Here is a 15977-nt window from a genome sequence, read left to right as displayed (position 1 = left end):
GGGGAGCCCGACGACACCACGGTGCCGTCACCGCCACCACCGCCGCCGCCGATGTCCGCCGAGCACGGCATCGGGGACGAGCCCGAGGTCATGAGCGCCGGCAACCTCCAGCAGAGGGCCGTGCGCGGAGCCGCCTGGACGGTCGTCAACACCTTCGTGGGCATCCCGATCGCGTTCGGGGTCAACCTCGTCGTCGCACGCGTCCTCGGGGCCGCGGACTACGGCCGGCTCGCCCTGCTCACCGCCCTCATGGAGTTCGTCGGCGCCCTGCTCACCACCGGGGTCGCGACCGCCGTCATCCAGTTCGGCGCCAAGGCGCACGCCGCCGGTCGCACGGCCGACGTGGCGCGCCTGCTCTCGCAGTGGCAGGGCTTCCGGCTCCTCGTGGCCATGCCCGTGCTCGCCGCCGTGGTCTTCTTCGTGGCGGACGTCCCTCCGCAGGCCATGGTGGTCGCCCTCGTGTTCGGCGTCGTCCTGCCGGCCGCCCTCGACGGGGGCGCGGCGTGCCTGGGCATCGAGAACAAGACGGCCGACGGCGCGAAGATCGCCCTGCTGACGACGGTCATCACCCAGGTCGCGGTCCTCGCCGTGGCCCTGCTCGCGCGGACCCCCGACGCCGTCTGGGCGACCCGCCTCGTCGTGTCGGGCTCGACGGTGGCGCTGTGCCTGCTCCGGATCTCGCCGGCCTACCGGGTCGCGGTCCTCCGACCCGCCCTGCCTCGAGGACTGCCGCCGGGCTTCTGGGCGTTCGCCGTGCCGATGGGACTCGCAGGCGTCGTCAGCGGCCTCGTCTCCTCGCGGAGCGAGGTCTTCGTGATGAGCTGGCTGGCCGACCCCGCAGCGCTCGGCATCTACGCCCTGGCGTTCGGTCTCGCCGTGCATGCCTTCGCACCTGCCCAGGCCCTCGTGGGTCCGCTGATCCCGGCCATCTCCGGTCTGCGGGAGGTGGACGAGGCAGCGGTCAGACCTGCGTTCCGTCGCGTCACGAGAGCCGGGTCCACCGTCGTCGCCCTCATCCTCTCCACCGCCCTGGCTCCGCTGGCCCTGCTCGTGCCGCTGCTCTACGGGCCGGAGTTCGAGGCCGCGTCCCCGGTCGTCCTGGCTCTCGGCATCACCGCTGGGCTCGCAACGGTGGGTGGGCCGGTCTTCGCGTTCGTCTCCGCGAGGCTCTCGGGAAAGGCCATCCTGGCCGCGAACCTCGTCGCACTCGTCGTGGACATCGGTCTGGCCGTCCTGCTCATCCCGCCGCTCGGCACGTGGGGAGCGGTCATCGCCAACGCCGGCGGCGCCGCCACGACCCTGACGATCCTCGGCACCCGGGAGCTGCGGGCGCTCGAGCTCCCGGCACGCACGGCACTGCGCGACGCCTTGCCGGCGATCATCGGCTCTGTGTGTGCGGCCGTCGTGTTCGTCGTGGGGGCCCGGATCCACGCTCCCGTGGTCGCCCGTGCGGTCGGAGCGGGTCTCGTCGGAGGACTGCTGTGCGTCACCGTCATGGGGTTGCTGCGGGTGGGCCTGACGTCGGACGACCGCGGGGCCGTCGGTCGGGCCATTCCGTCCCGCGCCGGTCGGTTCGCCGACCTGCTCCTGAAGTGGGTCTCCGTGCCCGACCGCCGCGCCTCGTGACGCCCGGGTTCAGCGGTCAGTCCGACGCGCCGCGGGCCCGGTCGTAGATCTCGAGGTAGCTCTGGGCCACCGTCGTCCACGAGTAGCCGCGCACGCTCGACCGACCCGCGGCGGCCAGCTCGGCCGCGCGTCCGGGGTCACCCAGCACCGTCGTGATGGCGTGGGCCAGGGCCCCGGTGTTGACCGGGTCGACGAGCAGGCCGTCGTGGCCGTCGGTCACGAACGAGGACGGGCCGCAGAGACTCGTCGCCACGAGGGGTGTCCCGGCGCGCCAGGCCTCCAGGGCGACGATGCCGAAGGCCTCCTTGCGGCTCGGCACGACGACCACGTCGGCGCGACGCATCCACGCGTGGACGCCGGCCTCGTCGACCGGACCCACGAGCTGGAGCCGCTCACCGAGGCCGAGCCGCGCGCCGAGCTGGCGCAGCGGCTCCCGCTGCGACCCGTCGCCGGCGAGGACGAGGCTGGTCTCGAGGGGGGAGGCCGCGACGGCCTCGACGAGCAGGTCGAAGCCCTTGGCCGACTCGAGCCGTCCGACGCCGAGGACGACGGGGCGGTCGCCGAGGTCGACGTCGTCCGGCCGGACGCCCGAAGGCGGCGCCGACGGCACGGGTCCGACGCCGTTGGGCACGACGACGCCGCCCACGAGACCGAAGCGCCGGCGCAGGTCGTCGAGCACGGGCTCGGAGCACCCCGTCGTCGCCGTCGAGGTCGCGATCGCCCGCCGCAGCCCCCACCGGATCAGGGCGGAGGTGTCGAACGCGTCGTGGTCGTCGGCCGTCGTCTCACCGTGGCTCGACACCACGAGAGGGACCTTGGTCCGGCGAGCCAGCGCGGCGGCATACACCCCGTTGGGTCCGAAGCACTGGACGTGGAGCAGGTCCGGACGGAACTCGCGGAACGCCGACCGCCACGTCTGCCACGCAGGCGGCGCCGCTCTCGTGAAGCTCAGGAGGGCGGGGGCCGAGCGTGCCGGCAGGGGGGTCGGCAGGTGTCGCACGACGATCCCGTCGAGCTCGGTGACACCGAGGTGCTCACCGCGGTCGACGGTCCAGACCTCGACCTGCGTGTCGGCAGCCCGCAGCTCGCGCGCGACGTGACGCACGTGCGACTCCACGCCGCCGAGGTGCGGGTGGTACGAGGACGTCACGAGGGCGACGCGACGGCGCATCGCGGCTCCTCCCGTTCGGGCACGCGTGGTCACCGGCTCGCGCACGGGTTCCACCCTACGATGCGAGGGCATCCCCAACCGCTCTCAGACAGGCAGGCCCCGCGTGCCCCGGCTCACGATCGCCACGACCGCGATGGCGGTGCCCATGGGTGCGCAGGCCTACCAGCGGCACATCGCCTCCCGCGGCGCCGCGGCGCTCGACGCGCTGTCCGGACCCGACGAGACGTGGTCCGTGCGACACGTGGTCGCCCGCTCGCTCCGCTCCCCGCTCCCGGGCACCCGGCGTCTTCCGATGGGCTGGCTCACGGGCGCCTCGCCGCGCGCTCGGGCCGGGGCCGGGCGTCTCGCGTACGCCGGGGGAGGCCTCGTGCACCGGATGGACCTCGAGCTGCCGCCGGCACCCCGCGAGGTCGTGACGCTCCATGACGTCGTGGCGTGGCGCTACGCCGACGAGTCCCCGCCGGTGGCTGCGGCGGCCGAGGAGCTGCGGCGTGCAGCGGCCGTCGTGTGCGTGTCGACGTTCACGGCCACCGAGGCCGTCGACCTGCTGGGGCTCGTCGACCCGGTCGTCGTGCCCAACGGCGTCGAGGACCGCTTCTTCGGCGCCCGGCCGATGGGCGCCGAGACGCTGGCCGGGCTGGGGATCGAGGGCCCGTTCGTCCTCACGGCCGGGGGTGCGTCGGAGCGCAAGAACCTCGCCGCGCTGGCCGACGCCTGGCCGCGGGTGCACGCCGCCCGTCCCGACCTGACCCTCGTGCTCGCCGGGCCGGCGCACCCGCGTCGCACCGAGCTCTTCGCCGCGCTCCCCGGCGTGCGCCTCGTCGGACGCGTCGCCGACGACGTGCTGCCGAGGCTGTATGCCGCCGCGTCCGTCGTCGTCGTGCCCTCCCTCGTCGAGGGCTTCGGCCTGCCGGCGCTGGAGGGCATGGCCACGGGTGTGCCCGTCGTCGCCTCCGACCGCTCGTCCCTGCCCGAGGTCGTCGGTGACGGTGGGCTGCTCGTGGAGCCGGTCGGCATGGCGCTCGCCGACGGGATCCTCGACGTCCTCACCGGTGGCGACGACGTCGCGGCGATGGCCCGACGCGGTCTCGAGCGGGCGCGCCGGTTCACGTGGGAGGCGAGCGCCGCGGGCCACGCCCGGGTCTGGCGCTCGGTCGGCGGCTGACTCAGTCGACGGGCCCCGCCGTCTCCCGCGCCGTGCGACGCGAGGCCCGGACGTCCGGGGCGAGGTTGGGGGAGTCGCCGCCGACGACCGCGAAGGTCGCCGCGGCGACGGCCGCCACGAGCAGCGCGCTGCCGACGACGTCGCGGGGCTGGTGGGCGTACCACGTGACGTTGCCGAGCCCGATGCAGGACGCCGCCACGGCCACGCCGACCAGGCCGCGTCGCGTCACGGGGCGCGGCCACACGACCGCGACCCCGACGAGGAGGCCGAGGCCGGCCGCCGCGTGGTTCGAGGGGAACGCGTCGCCCCCGATGCCGAAGACGTCGCGGACGCGCAGCTCGAGAGCGACGAACGTCGCCGCGGCGGGGATGACGACGCCGGCCAGCGCGCGCCGCCAGCCCCCACGCACGAGGGCGAGCAGGGCGAGGACGACCACGGTCGGGGCGAGCACGACGATGACGAGCGGACGCGCCATCCGGTCCAGTCCCTGACGCAGCGGTGCGGGGAGCCCGTTGAGGATCCAGCCGCGCAGCGTGGCGTCGAGCGACACCCCGGCGCCGGTGCGGGTCGACGCGAGGGCGAGGAGCACGAAGGCCGTGGCCGCGATCACCGCGATGCCGCCCCAGCGGAGCCGATCGCGATGCGACACGTGCGCCTCCTACGGGGCTGTTAGGGTGCGATCGACCAGTCCGCTTGCAGTCTATGGGGGTTCGCGCGATGGCAGCCCACGAGGCGACGGAGGCTCCCGCGGAGGGGGTCACGGTGCCTCTCGAGGTCCGGATCGGATTCGCGCACGCCTGCCTCCAGTGGGTCGCTGACCGGTGCGGCGCCGACCTGCTGCACGTCAAGGGCGCCGCCCTCGACCCGACCCTGGTCCCCGGGCGTGGCTTCTCCGACGCGGACGTGCTCGCCAGGCCGGAGCACGTGCGGATGCTGCTCGACGAGCTGCGCCGGCACGGCTGGGAGCTCATCAACTCCTTCGCCTACGGCTCGTCCTTCGAGCACTCGGCGACCCTGCGCCACGACGACTTCGGCCTCCTCGACCTGCACCGGATCTTCCCGGGCACCGGTCCCACGCCGGAGCGCGCCTTCGACACGCTGTGGGCGGATCGCACGACGACGGTGCTGGGCGGGGTCGAGTGCGCGGTCCCGCCGCGTGACGCCCAGGCCGCCCTCCTGCTGCTCCACGCCGCTCGGGGCGGCAGCGACCCCAAGGCCGCCCACGACGTCGAGTGGGTGTGGACCTCGGCCGACGACGCCCGACGAGCCGCCATTCTCGACTGGGTCGACCGGCTCGACGCCGGGTTGGGCTTCTCCGTCATCACCGGCACCCTCGACGACCACCGGGACGACCCGGCCTACGACCTCTGGCGCGTCGCGTCACGCGGCGGCACGCGGATGGAGGAGTGGCAGGCCCGGGTGCGTGCGGCGCAGGGAATCCGCGGCAAGCTCACGGTCGCCTCGCGGTCGGTGCTCGTCAACGTCGAGCACCTGACGATCGTCCGCGGGCGACCGGTCTCGCGCCGGGAGATCGTCGCCGAGTTCTTCGGCCGGCCGGCCCGCGGCCTGCGCGAGCAGGTCGTCCGTCTCGCGCGTGGGGGCCGGCAGTGACCGCCGCCTTCCGGCCCGGACCCGAAGCCGGCGTCACCCTGAGCGACGACGGGAGCTCCGTCTACGTGGCGCACCTGCCCGGGGGACCGCTCGTCGTCCTCGACGGTGCCGCAGCGGTCATCTGGGTCGAGGCCACGACGGCTCCGGCGACGGGCTGGGTCGCCCGCGTCGCCGAGCTGGTCGGGCAGCCCGAGGACGCCATCGCCGCCGACGTCACGGCGTTCGTCGCCGACCTGAGCGCGCGGAGGCTGCTCGTGCCCCAGACCGCGGACGAGCCCGACCCCCGGGCCGACACCACGAGCTGAGCCGGAGCGAGACCGCGTCGTCAGGCCTGGTGCTTGGCTCGCGCCCGCTGCTCGCGCCGGCTCAGCTTCACGTCGGCGTCGCGGTTGTAGCCGTAGTAGCCGTAGCGGTGGGCCGTCGACGAGCCGGACGACACCATGTTGAGGGCGAAGCCGGCGACGGGGGCGTCCACGGTCTCGAGCGACTGGACGGCGCTGGCGAGGTCGCGCTTCTTCGTGCGCTCGGCGCCGACGACCATGATGAGGCCGTGGGTCAGCTTGTTGATGAGCACGGCGTCGATGACGGGGACCACGGGCGGGCTGTCGACGAGGATGAAGTCGTAGTCGTGCGACAGCTTGCCGAAGAGGACCTCCATCGGCTCCGAGCCGAGCAGCTCGCTCGGGTTCGGCGGCACCGGCCCGGCCGGCAGCACGTGGAGGGTGCTCTCGCGCCAGCGCTGGATGACGTCCTCGGTGTCCGCCTGCCCGAGCAGCAGGGTGGTGAGGCCGAAGGAGCCGTCGAGGCCCATCGTGCTCGCGACCGACGGGTTGCGCAGGTCGCCGTCGATGAGCAGCACCTTCGACCCGGCATCGGCCATGGCGATCGCGAGGTTGACCGTCGTGGTCGTCTTGCCCTCGCCCGGCACCGAGGAGGTGACGACGAACGAGTGGCCGGCCGTCGTGACGTCGACGAAGAGGATGTTGGTGCGCAGCCGCCGGATCGACTCGGCGTGCCGGCCGTGGGGGTCGCTCTCGAGGGAGAGCAGACCGTTCTTGACCGACTTCACCATGGGGATGTCGCCGAGGATGGGCCGGTTGGACAGCGCCTTGATGTCGTCCTCCGTGCGCACCTTCGTGTCGAGGGTGTGCCGGAGCAGCGCGAGGCCGATGCCGAGGGCGAGGCCGAGGAGGGCGCCGAGCATGAGGTTGCGCTTGGCGTTGGGCGACGTGGGCTCACCCGGGACGTCGGCGGGGGTGATCGTCGTGGCCTCGACGGACTGTCCGTTGGCCGCGAGCAGCGGCGAGAACTTCTTCGTCGCCACGTCGGCGAGCACGGGTCCGGCCTCGCTGGCGATGCGGGCCAGCAGGACGGGGTCGCCGCCCGTGGCCGTGATCGTCATCATCGGGGAGGTCGGCGAGACCTCACCGGAGACGTTGATGGGCGTGCCCGGAGCCAGGCCGAGACGGGCGCGGAGCGGCTCCATGACCGACGGCGACGTGAGGACGTCGAGGTAGGTCGCGAGGTCGGAGGCCTGCACGGCGTACGTCACGACCTGGTTGTTGGTGGTCGCACTCGCCGGCGTGGTGGCCCGCAGGTAGATCTTCGAGCTGGACGCGTAGACGGCAGGCGTCAGCATCGTCTGGACGGCAGCCGCTGCCACCACGGCGAGCAGGCTCACCGCGATGATGCGCCACCGTGCCCCCAGAACGCCCAGGAACTCCCGGAACGTCACTTTGCCCCCCCCGGCCCAACTCGACAGTACGTGCGGTGATCCTCCCATATCATCCAAGGGGTTGTGCCGAGTCGCGGACATCCGGGGGACGGCACGGGGAGAGGGGTGAGTGGTCATGTGGGCACTGCGCGTGTCCCACAGCGCCGTCGTCGACGCGTGGCGTGAGCGGGAGCGGGCCCTGCGACGCCTCGGCCACCGTGTCGACGTCGTGTCGGCTGCGGCGTGGTCCGAGGGCGGTCGCCGCGTCGCGCTGTCCGTGCGGCCCGGCGAGCCGGTCGTGCCGGCGGGCACCGTCGGCTCCCATCCGGCCCTCTTCCTCTACGACCCGCGCCCGCTGTGGCGGGCCCTCGGCCGCCCCGTCGACGTCATCGACGTCCACGAGGAGCCCTTCGCCCTCGCCACCGCCGAGGTGCTGCTGTTCCGGTGGCTGCGGCGCCAGCGGGCGCCCTACCTGCTCTACTCGGCCCAGAACATCGACAAGCGCCACCCCGTGCCCTTCCGGTGGCTCGAGCGGGCCGCGCTGCGGCACGCGAGCGGCGTCAACGTCTGCAACGACGCGGCGGGCCGCATCGTCGAGCGCAAGGGCTTCCCGGGTCGGGCCCGCACCCTCGACCTCGGGACCGACCTCACCGTCTTCACCCCGCCGCCGTATGCCGTCACGCCCCGTGAGGTGCCCGTCGTCGGGTTCGCGGGTCGCCTCGACGCCGCCAAGGGGGCCGCCGTGCTCCTGCGCGCTGTGGCCCTCGAGCCCGCCGTCCGCGTTCGCCTCGCCGGCGACGGACCCGAGAAGCACGCCCTGGTGGGTCTCGCTGAGCGGCTCGGCATCGCCGACCGCGTCGACTTCGTCGGCGCACTGGCGCCCGAGGGACTGCCCGACTTCTACCGCTCCCTCGACGTGCTGGCCGTCCCGTCGCTCACGACACCCTCCTGGGTCGAGCAGTTCGGCAGGGTCGCCGTCGAGGCGATGGCCTGTGGCACCCCGGTCGTCGTCAGCGACAGCGGCGCGCTGCCCGAGGTCGTCGGCGACGCCGCCCTGGTCGTCGCCGAGGGCGACGCCGTCGAGCTCGCCAAGGCGATCAGCGAGGTCGTGCACGACGGCGACGTCGCCGGGCGGCTCAGAGCAGCCGGCCTCGCCCGCGCCGCGGCGACGTCGTGGGACCGCATCGCGGTGGAGCACGACGCGATGTACCGCGCCGCGACGAAGCAGTGGACGCAGCCCGGACCGGACGACCGGCCGCTCGAGGTCGTCGTCGTCGCGTACGGCCAGCCCGACCTGCTCGCCGACGCGCTGGCTCCACTGAGCTCGCTGTCGGTCACGGTCGTCGACAACTCCTCCTCGCCTGCGGTGCGCGCCGTGGTGGAGGCCGCGGGCGCCCGCTACGTGGACCCGGGTCGCAACGGGGGCTTCGGGGCCGGCGTCAACGAGGGGCTGCGACGGGTCGATCCCCGCGCCGACGTCCTGCTCGTCAACCCCGACGCGGTGGTCGCCCCGGGCGACATCGAGGTCCTGCGCGCAGCCCTGCTCGCCGAGCCCGACCTCGCGAGCGTCGGGCCGTCGCAGGTCGACGCCACGGGCACGCCCTCCCGCGTCGAGTGGCCCTTCCCGTCACCGCTCGCGACCTGGGTCGAGGCGGCCGGTCTCGGACGCCTGCGGCGCAACCGCTACGTCATCGGCTCGGTGCTGCTCCTTCGCCGCGAGGCCCTCGACCACGTCGGTCCCTTCGACGACGAGCGCTTCTTCCTCTACGCCGAGGAGACCGACTGGGCGCACCGCGCCGTCCTGCTCGGCTGGCGTCACGCGCTCGTGCCCGCCGCGCGGGCCACGCACGTGGGCGCCGCGACGAGCACCGACCCGGCGCGGCGGGAGGGGCACTTCCACGCCGCGCAGGAGGTCTACCTCCGCAAGCACTTCGGTGCCGCCGGCTGGCAGGTGGGCCGGGCCGGGCAGGTCGTCGGTTCGACCGTGCGTGGCGTCGTCCTGCCCGGTGACCGGGGTCGAGCCGCGCGCGCCCGGGTGCGGCTCTACCTCGCCGGGCCCGCCCGCTCCGAGCTGCGACCGGCGGACTCCGGCGGGGCGTCGGCCCGCGGGCCGCGACCGCACCACACGGCTGAGGGGGAGGCGTCGTGAGCGGCCTCGTCCCCGCCGGGCTCCGAGGCGCCGGTCGCCGTGACCTGCTGGTCCAGACGGCCCTCGTGCTCGGCGGTCTCGTGCTCGTCGCGGTGGTCGGGCACTTCGCCGTCACGCTGCCCGAGGCCGCGGTCATCATCGCCGCCGCCGTCCTGGCGGTCGGGCTCACCGCTGTCCAGCCGGGACTCATCCCGGTCGCCGTCCTGCCCCTGCTGCTCGTCGTGCTCCGTGTCGGCAGTGGCGGCATCGACCTGTCCCTGTCGGACTTCGCCCTCGCCGCCGCGGTCCTCCCGGCGCTCTTCCTCGCCAAGCGCCCGTTCTCACCGGGGATGCGCGCCGTCCTCTGGGCCTCGGCGATCTACCAGTTCGCGACGTTGATCACCGTCGTCAACAACCCGTATGCCGCCAACGCCGTCGAGTGGGCGCACGCGTGGATGATGGTGGCGGGCTCGCTCGTCGTCGGATGGGCCGTCGGTGCCAACGGTCACGGACGGATCGGCGTGCGGCTCCTCGTCGGCACGATCGCGGTGCTCTCCCTCATCACCGTCATCGAGGGCAGTGTGCACTTCGCCCAGGGCGACTTCGCACCGGTCTACCCGAGCTTCCCCTACGGCATGCACAAGAACTTCGCCGGCACGGTCTGCGCGACCGGGGCCGTCATGGTCTACGCCCGGCCGACGTGGGCGGGAATCAACCGGCGCTGGTCCGTCGTCCTCATGGTGCTCATGCTCGCCGCCGTGCTGTTCACGCAGTCGAGGCAGGCCCTCATCGGGCTCGTGGCGGCCGTCTTCGTCCTCGTCCTGCGGTCCAAGACCGACCGGAAGAGGTCGAAGCTCGTGCTGCTCCTCGCCGCCCCGCTCGTGCTGTTCGTGACGAACCTCGTGCAGGACCAGGTCCAGTCGGGCAACCAGTTCAACTCCGTCTTCCAGCGTCTGACGTGGTTCCAGGACTCGATGACCGTGTGGTCCTCGGACCCGTGGTTCGGCGTCGGGCTGCGGTGGTGGTACACCGACCGGTTCCCCTTCCAGTTCCAGCCCCCCAACGCCGAGATCGAGGTGCTGACCTCCGCCGGCGTGGTGGGCCTCGCGGCCTTCGTGCTGCTCATGGTCGTCGCCCTCCGGGTGGCCTGGCGGCTCGACCCGGCCTACGGCTCCCTGGCGGTCGCCGTGCTCGTGTCGCGGCTGGTCCAGGGCCAGTTCGACCTGTTCTGGTCGGCGGTCCAGGGCTCCGTTCCCTTCGTCGTGCTCGGGATCTGCCTCGGCGCGAGCTGGCACGCGGAACGCGAGAGGGCGCGGCCCGTCGACGTCGCCACGAGTCCTCGGGTGCCGGCGGGCACGGCATGACGACCATCGTCCAGATCACGCCCGAGATCGGCCCGGGCACGGGCGTCGGTGCTGTCGCGCACCACCTCGAGCAGGAGTGGCAGCGGCTCGGCGTCGACGTCCGGCGGTTCACGCTCGTCGAGGCCGGCGGCGGGTGGCTCCCCACCCCGGGCGGGGGCGTGGCGGGACGTCTGGCGCTCGTCGGGCGCGTCGTCTGGTTCTCGACGGTGGGCACGGCTCGGGCGCGACGCCACCTGCGTGAGCACCCCGAGCAGCTGTCGGTGTGCCACAACGACGCGGTCGCGGGCGACATCTACGTCAACCACGGGCTGGTCGCCGTGGCCATGCGGGCGCGGGGGCACCACCGGCTGCGCATGGTGCGCAACCCCCTCCATCTCTTCACCACCACCCGCGACCGGATCCGCTACTCCCGCGCAGGGACGCACCGGGTCGTCGTCAACCTCGTCACCGACGAGGAGCGGCTGCTGCGCGAGACCTACCCGCGGCTCGCCATCCCGACCGTCGTCATCGGCAACGGCGTCGACGTCGACCGGTTCCGGCCGCCGACGGACGAGGAGCGTCGGCTGGCGCGACAGGCGCTCGACCTCGGCGACGAGGACCGGATGGTGCTCTTCATCGGCAACGAGTTCGGGCGCAAGGGACTGCCGGTCCTCGTCGACGCCGTGGCATCCCTCGACGACGACGTGCACCTGGTCGTCGTCGGCGGCACCGCCGACATGATTGAGGCCGAGTGGGCACGCGCCGCCTCCCGGGGTGTCGGTGGGCGCCTGCGCTTCGCGGGCTCCGATCCCGACCCGCGACCCTGGCTGCACGCCGCCGACGTCCTCGCCATGCCGAGCGCGTACGAGTCCTACGGCCTGGTCGTCCTCGAGGCACTGGCCTGCGGGGTCCCCGTCGTGGCGACGGCCACGGGCTGCGTGCCCGACGTCGTCGTCGAGGGCGTCAACGGCGCCGTCGTCGACTCGAGCGTGGCCGGACTCGCCGCCGGGCTCTCCCGGGTGCTCGGCCTCGAGCAGGAGCCGACCCGTCGCGCGGCCCGCGCGACCGCGGAGCAGCACTCGTGGGCCTCGGTGGCGCGGCGCTACCTCGAGGTGCTCCGCGCTCCGGTGGGGACCGATGTCGCGCAGGCAGGCGCCGAGGAGGACGTGAGGTGAGGATCGTCCACGCGGTCCGCTCCGACGCGTTCGCCGGTGTGGAGAGCCACATCGCCAGGCTGTCCCGGGCCCAGCTGGAGTCGGGAAACGACGTGCTCGTCGTCGGCGGTGACCCGACCCGCATGGCCCTTGCCGCAGGACCGGGCGTCCGGACGCTACCGGCGTCCACCGTCCACGGGGTGCTGGCGGCAGTTCGGCGCTGGGCGAAGGGTTCCGGCGTGGTCCACGCGCACATGACGGCAGCCGAGATCGCCTGTGCCACAGCGATGCTCGGCGTGAGCACTCCACTGGTCGTCACGCGTCACTTTGCCCGCGCCCGAGGCAGCAACCCGGTGTCCACGGTCGCGGCGAACGCTGCAGGACGACGGGTGGACGCACAGATCGCGATCAGCCACTACGTCGCCGACACCGTCGCCGGCCGCAGCGTGGTCATCCATCCGGGCGTCGACTCGACGACGTCGACGACACCCGCCGAGGGGCGCGACCGCGTCGTCCTCGTGGCCCAGCGCCTCGAGCCCGAGAAGGACACCGACGTGGCGCTGCGTGCGTTCGCCACCTCCGGTGTCGCTGCGCAGGGGTGGCGCCTGGAGATCGCGGGAGACGGGTCGGAGCGTCACCGGCTGACCGCCCTGGCGGACGACCTGGGCATCACGGACTCGACGCGTTTCCTCGGTCACCGACGTGACGTGCCCGACCTCATGGAGCGGGCCGGGGTGCTGCTCGCACCCTGTCGCATCGAAGGACTCGGGCTGACGGTCCTCGAGGCGATGGCTGCCGCGCTGCCGGTGGTCGCGGTGGGTGCCGGGGGCCACCTCGAGACCGTCGGCGCCGTCGCCGGTGCTGCACTCCACCCACCCGGTGACGCACGGAGGGCCGGCGAGCTGCTCGCGGCTCTCGCCGGAGACCCGGGGCGCCGCGACACGTACGCAGCCGCGTTGCAGGCCGTCCAGCGCGACCTCTTCACTCCCGCGCACCAGGCGCGGGAGACCGCAGCGGTCTACGGGGAGGTCCTCTGATGGACCTCGTCGTGACCTCCCTCGAGGCCTGGGACGGCGTCTGGCGCCGCAACCAGCACCTCGTCGCCGGACTGCTGCGCCGCGACCCCGACCTGCGGGTGCTCTTCGTCGAGCCGGCGACCGACCCGCTCCACGCGGCCCTCGGCGCCAGCCAGCCGAGGCTGGGGCGCGGCCTGCGTGCCGGGCCGCCGCTCGACGGCATACGGCCCGAGGCGCTGTGGCTCCTCGAGCCGACGAAGTGGCTGCCGCGACGGGTCGACCGTCGCGTCGACGAGCGCTGGGCCCGGCAGGTGCTCCGGACCACCCGGTCGCTGGGCATGGCCGACCCGGTCCTCTGGGTCAACGACCCGGCCGGCTCGTTGCTCGTCGAGGCCACGCAGTGGCGCTCGCTCTACGACGTCACCGACGACTGGACGCTCGCCGACCGGTCGAACGCCGAGACCGAGCGGGTCATCGCCCAGGAGCAGGTGCTGCTGGCCCGGTGCGACGAGGTGGTCGTGTGCTCGCCGGCGCTCGCGGCGAGCAAGGGCGCCCTCCGCGAGGTGACGCTCGTGCCCAACGGGGTCGACACGGCGGGCTACCTCGTCGCCCGCGAACGTCCCGCGGACCTTCCCGGCGGAGCCGTGGCCGTCTACGTCGGCACGCTGCACGGTGACCGTCTCGACGTCGACCTCTGCGCGGCCACGGCGCGGGCCCTCCAAGGGACCGGCCATCTCGTACTCGTGGGACCCAACGCGCTTGCGACAGAGCAACGTTCGCGTCTCGAGGCCACCGGTGTCGTCATGCTCGGTGCGCGCCCGAGCGCCGATGTGCCGGCCTACCTCCAGCACGCCGACGTGCTCGTCGTGCCGCACGTCGTGACCCCGTTCACCGACAGCCTCGACCCGATCAAGCTCTACGAGTACCAAGCGGCGGGTCGACCCGTCGTCGCGACGCCGGTGGCCGGCTTCCGTGACGTCGTCGACGACCGGGTCACGGTGGCCGGGCACGAGACCTTCGTGGCTGCTGTCGTCGGGGCTGTCGCGGCCGTCGGGGCTTTCGGCGGCGTCGGCACGGAAGCCGGCCGCGTCGTGGACCCGGAGCGCGCTGCCGGTGCCGACTGGTCGCGCCGCGTCGACCAGGTCGCCGAGGTGCTCCACCGGCTGATCGAGCGGGGGGCGGCCGAGTGACGTCGGCGGCGCCGACCGAGGGCCTCCTCCACGTCGAGGCGCTCGGCGCCACGATCGCCATCGAGGTGCCGGACCACCGCCTACGGCCGGCCGTCGAGCACGCGTGGTCGGCGTGCCGCACGACGCCCGTCCAGGGGTGCCCCGTCGCGGCGGCGCCCGAGCTCTCGCCGGAGGCGGGTGCCGACCACGTGGCGCAGGCCCTGCAGTCCCTGACGCAGCTCGTCACCCGCGCGGCGATCCTCGCCCGAGCGGGCGAGCTGATGATGTTCCACGCGTCCGCCCTCTGCGACCAGCGGTCGGGCGCGACGATCGCCATGGTCGCGCCGGGCGGCACCGGCAAGACGACGCTCGTCCGCACGCTCGGACCCGGGCGGGGCTACGTCACGGACGAGACCACCGGGGTCGCCGCGGACGGCTCCATCTCGACGTACTGCAAGCCCCTGTCGGTACGGCGGCCGGACGTGGGCCAGCCCAAGGACGAGGTCGCTCCCTCCGATCTCGGGCTCCACCGCCCGCAGGTACGGCCCTGGCTCGCCGGGATGGTGATCCTGCGACGCGACCGCGAGGCAGGCGAGCCCGTCGTCGTCGAGGAGGTGGACGTGCTCGACGCCCTGGTCCTGCTGGCGCCGGAGACGTCGTCGCTCGCGTCCTTCGACCGCCCGCTCCACCGGCTCGCCGACCTCGTCCAGTCGGTCGGCGGTCTGCGACGGGTCCGCTACCACGACGCCGCCGACGTCGAGCCCGTCGTGCGCGAGGTCCTCGGGAGGTCACGATGAGCGACACCGCCGGGGTCCTCACGCCGCACACCCTCCTGCGCTCAGGTGACGTGCTCGACACGTACTCCACCGACGACGGCACCGTCGTCCTCGTCGCGGGCACGTCCGGACACCGCGTCGTGCGCCTCTCGCCCCTGGGCCACGCCGTCCGGTCCGCCGTCGGGACGGGCCGGACCCTCGCCGAGCTCGAGGTCGAGCTGGTGTCCAGGCTCGGGGCCCCGCCGGCCGGAGGAGTGTCCGAGCTGGTCCGTTCGGCGGTGCTCGCGCTCGTCGACGAGGGCGTCATCGCCGCAGGTCAGGGGCCATAAGTGAACAATTCGGACGTCATTCGATCGTGATCTTCGTGTGCGGTCGCAAGGTGTGCGATTTCCGGCATCCGGGCCGTGTTGCTCCGGTATGTTGACGAGTGACTCGGGGGGGTCAGTCATCGAGTGGGGGATTCATTCATGTCACACAATCACGGCGCCGACTCGGCGCCTCCGAGCCGTCGCTCGGTCGTCAAGGGTGCGGCCTGGGCCGTACCTGCTGTCGTGGTCGCGGGGGCAGCGCCCACGGTGGCGGCGTCCGCAGGCTTCCTGACGCTCACCGGCAATGCCTGCAAGCTGCCGGGTGAGTCGCAGTCCACCTTCAAGGGCTACGTGTTCGAGGCGGTCTCCAACAACGTCACGGGGCCGCTGCCGCGCGACGCGATCGTCGAGATCACGAGCATCACCGTCGCAGGCAGTCCCGACCTCGGGGCCTACAAGATCGTCCTGCCCGGCGGCCAGCAGAGCTGCTCGTGCTCGTGCCCGTCGCTCAACCAGAGCCACATCTACTGCTCGCCGGACGGCGCGCTCAACCAGCGCGTGCTGATCTTCACGTCGGCCAACGTCACCGGCAACAGTGCGAACTCGACCGTCACGATCACGTACCGCATCTACGACTGCAACGGTGGCAGTGCCTGCCCGGCGACGTTCACCTCGCAGTTCAGCCAGGCGTCGCTCGGCAACACGCCCCCGATCCAGGGGCCGTGCCCCATCGTCGGCGCCCAGCAGCTCCAGCCCTGATCGGCTTCGGCCACGGTCCTGACCGGTGCGCGACCCC

Annotated in this window: 15 protein-coding genes; 12 read left to right on the top strand and 3 right to left on the bottom strand. The window is 73.4% G+C overall.

Annotation, left to right across the window (positions count from 1 at the left end):
* The first annotated feature begins 51 nt into the window (after positions 1-51).
* Positions 52-1626 (top strand): lipopolysaccharide biosynthesis protein, encoded by a 1575-nt coding sequence (locus tag ACSQ2D_RS14890; RefSeq protein ID WP_435986713.1) that lies wholly within the window; start codon positions 52-54, stop codon positions 1624-1626.
* A gap of 16 nt (positions 1627-1642) precedes the next feature.
* On the opposite strand, the gene ACSQ2D_RS14885 is transcribed toward ACSQ2D_RS14890, so the two are convergent.
* Positions 1643-2797: a glycosyltransferase family 4 protein gene (locus ACSQ2D_RS14885; protein WP_435986712.1), complete on the bottom strand. Its 1155-nt coding sequence runs from the start codon at positions 2795-2797 to the stop codon at positions 1643-1645.
* 103 nt (positions 2798-2900) lie between these two features.
* Between ACSQ2D_RS14885 and ACSQ2D_RS14880 the strand changes: the two genes are divergently transcribed.
* Positions 2901-3962 (top strand): glycosyltransferase family 4 protein, encoded by a 1062-nt coding sequence (locus ACSQ2D_RS14880; protein WP_435986711.1) that lies wholly within the window; start codon positions 2901-2903, stop codon positions 3960-3962.
* 1 nt (position 3963) lies between these two features.
* On the opposite strand, the gene ACSQ2D_RS14875 is transcribed toward ACSQ2D_RS14880, so the two are convergent.
* Complete coding sequence (locus ACSQ2D_RS14875) at positions 3964-4611, bottom strand: phosphatase PAP2 family protein (RefSeq protein WP_435986710.1); 648 nt, start codon at positions 4609-4611, stop codon at positions 3964-3966.
* A 68-nt stretch (positions 4612-4679) separates the two neighbouring features.
* Here ACSQ2D_RS14875 and ACSQ2D_RS14870 point away from each other — a divergent pair, with 68 nt between their 5' ends.
* Positions 4680-5573 carry a nucleotidyltransferase family protein gene (locus tag ACSQ2D_RS14870; RefSeq protein WP_435986709.1) on the top strand — a complete coding sequence of 298 codons (894 nt, stop codon included), beginning with the start codon at positions 4680-4682 and terminating at the stop codon, positions 5571-5573.
* A complete protein-coding gene (locus ACSQ2D_RS14865; protein ID WP_435986708.1) occupies positions 5570-5878 on the top strand; it encodes a PqqD family protein in 309 nt (102 codons plus the stop codon). Before ACSQ2D_RS14870 ends, ACSQ2D_RS14865 begins: the two co-directional genes overlap by 4 nt.
* Before the next feature lie 20 nt (positions 5879-5898).
* Here ACSQ2D_RS14865 and ACSQ2D_RS14860 read toward each other — a convergent pair whose 3' ends face one another.
* Positions 5899-7308: a polysaccharide biosynthesis tyrosine autokinase gene (locus ACSQ2D_RS14860; RefSeq protein ID WP_435986707.1), complete on the bottom strand. Its 1410-nt coding sequence runs from the start codon at positions 7306-7308 to the stop codon at positions 5899-5901.
* Positions 7309-7438: 130 nt separating this feature from the next.
* Here ACSQ2D_RS14860 and ACSQ2D_RS14855 point away from each other — a divergent pair, with 130 nt between their 5' ends.
* The 8 genes from ACSQ2D_RS14855 to ACSQ2D_RS14820 all read left to right on the top strand — a co-directional run bounded on the left by ACSQ2D_RS14855 (position 7439) and on the right by ACSQ2D_RS14820 (position 15940).
* Positions 7439-9436 (top strand): glycosyltransferase, encoded by a 1998-nt coding sequence (locus tag ACSQ2D_RS14855; RefSeq protein WP_435986706.1) that lies wholly within the window; start codon positions 7439-7441, stop codon positions 9434-9436.
* Entirely contained in the window at positions 9433-10779 is a 1347-nt protein-coding gene (locus ACSQ2D_RS14850; RefSeq protein ID WP_435986705.1) for an O-antigen ligase family protein, read from the top strand. The genes ACSQ2D_RS14855 and ACSQ2D_RS14850 overlap by 4 nt, the downstream gene beginning before the upstream one ends.
* Positions 10776-11933: a glycosyltransferase family 4 protein gene (locus tag ACSQ2D_RS14845; RefSeq protein WP_435986704.1), complete on the top strand. Its 1158-nt coding sequence runs from the start codon at positions 10776-10778 to the stop codon at positions 11931-11933. The genes ACSQ2D_RS14850 and ACSQ2D_RS14845 overlap by 4 nt, the downstream gene beginning before the upstream one ends.
* Complete coding sequence (locus ACSQ2D_RS14840; protein WP_435986703.1) at positions 11930-12949, top strand: glycosyltransferase family 4 protein; 1020 nt, start codon at positions 11930-11932, stop codon at positions 12947-12949. The genes ACSQ2D_RS14845 and ACSQ2D_RS14840 overlap by 4 nt, the downstream gene beginning before the upstream one ends.
* A complete protein-coding gene (locus ACSQ2D_RS14835; protein ID WP_435986702.1) occupies positions 12949-14118 on the top strand; it encodes a glycosyltransferase in 1170 nt (389 codons plus the stop codon). The genes ACSQ2D_RS14840 and ACSQ2D_RS14835 overlap by 1 nt, the downstream gene beginning before the upstream one ends.
* Positions 14115-14894, top strand: coding sequence for a hypothetical protein (locus ACSQ2D_RS14830; RefSeq protein WP_435986701.1), 780 nt, complete (start codon positions 14115-14117; stop codon positions 14892-14894). The genes ACSQ2D_RS14835 and ACSQ2D_RS14830 overlap by 4 nt, the downstream gene beginning before the upstream one ends.
* On the top strand, positions 14891-15202 hold the full coding sequence (locus tag ACSQ2D_RS14825) for a hypothetical protein (protein WP_435986700.1): 312 nt from the start codon (positions 14891-14893) through the stop codon (positions 15200-15202). Before ACSQ2D_RS14830 ends, ACSQ2D_RS14825 begins: the two co-directional genes overlap by 4 nt.
* Before the next feature lie 138 nt (positions 15203-15340).
* A complete protein-coding gene (locus ACSQ2D_RS14820) occupies positions 15341-15940 on the top strand; it encodes a hypothetical protein (protein ID WP_435986699.1) in 600 nt (199 codons plus the stop codon).
* Positions 15941-15977 lie beyond the last annotated feature (37 nt).

The organism is Terrabacter sp. LjRoot27, from assembly GCF_964254175.1.
Taxonomy (GTDB): Bacteria; Actinomycetota; Actinomycetes; order Actinomycetales; family Dermatophilaceae; genus Terrabacter.
This window is presented reverse-complemented; position numbering and strand designations above follow the sequence as displayed.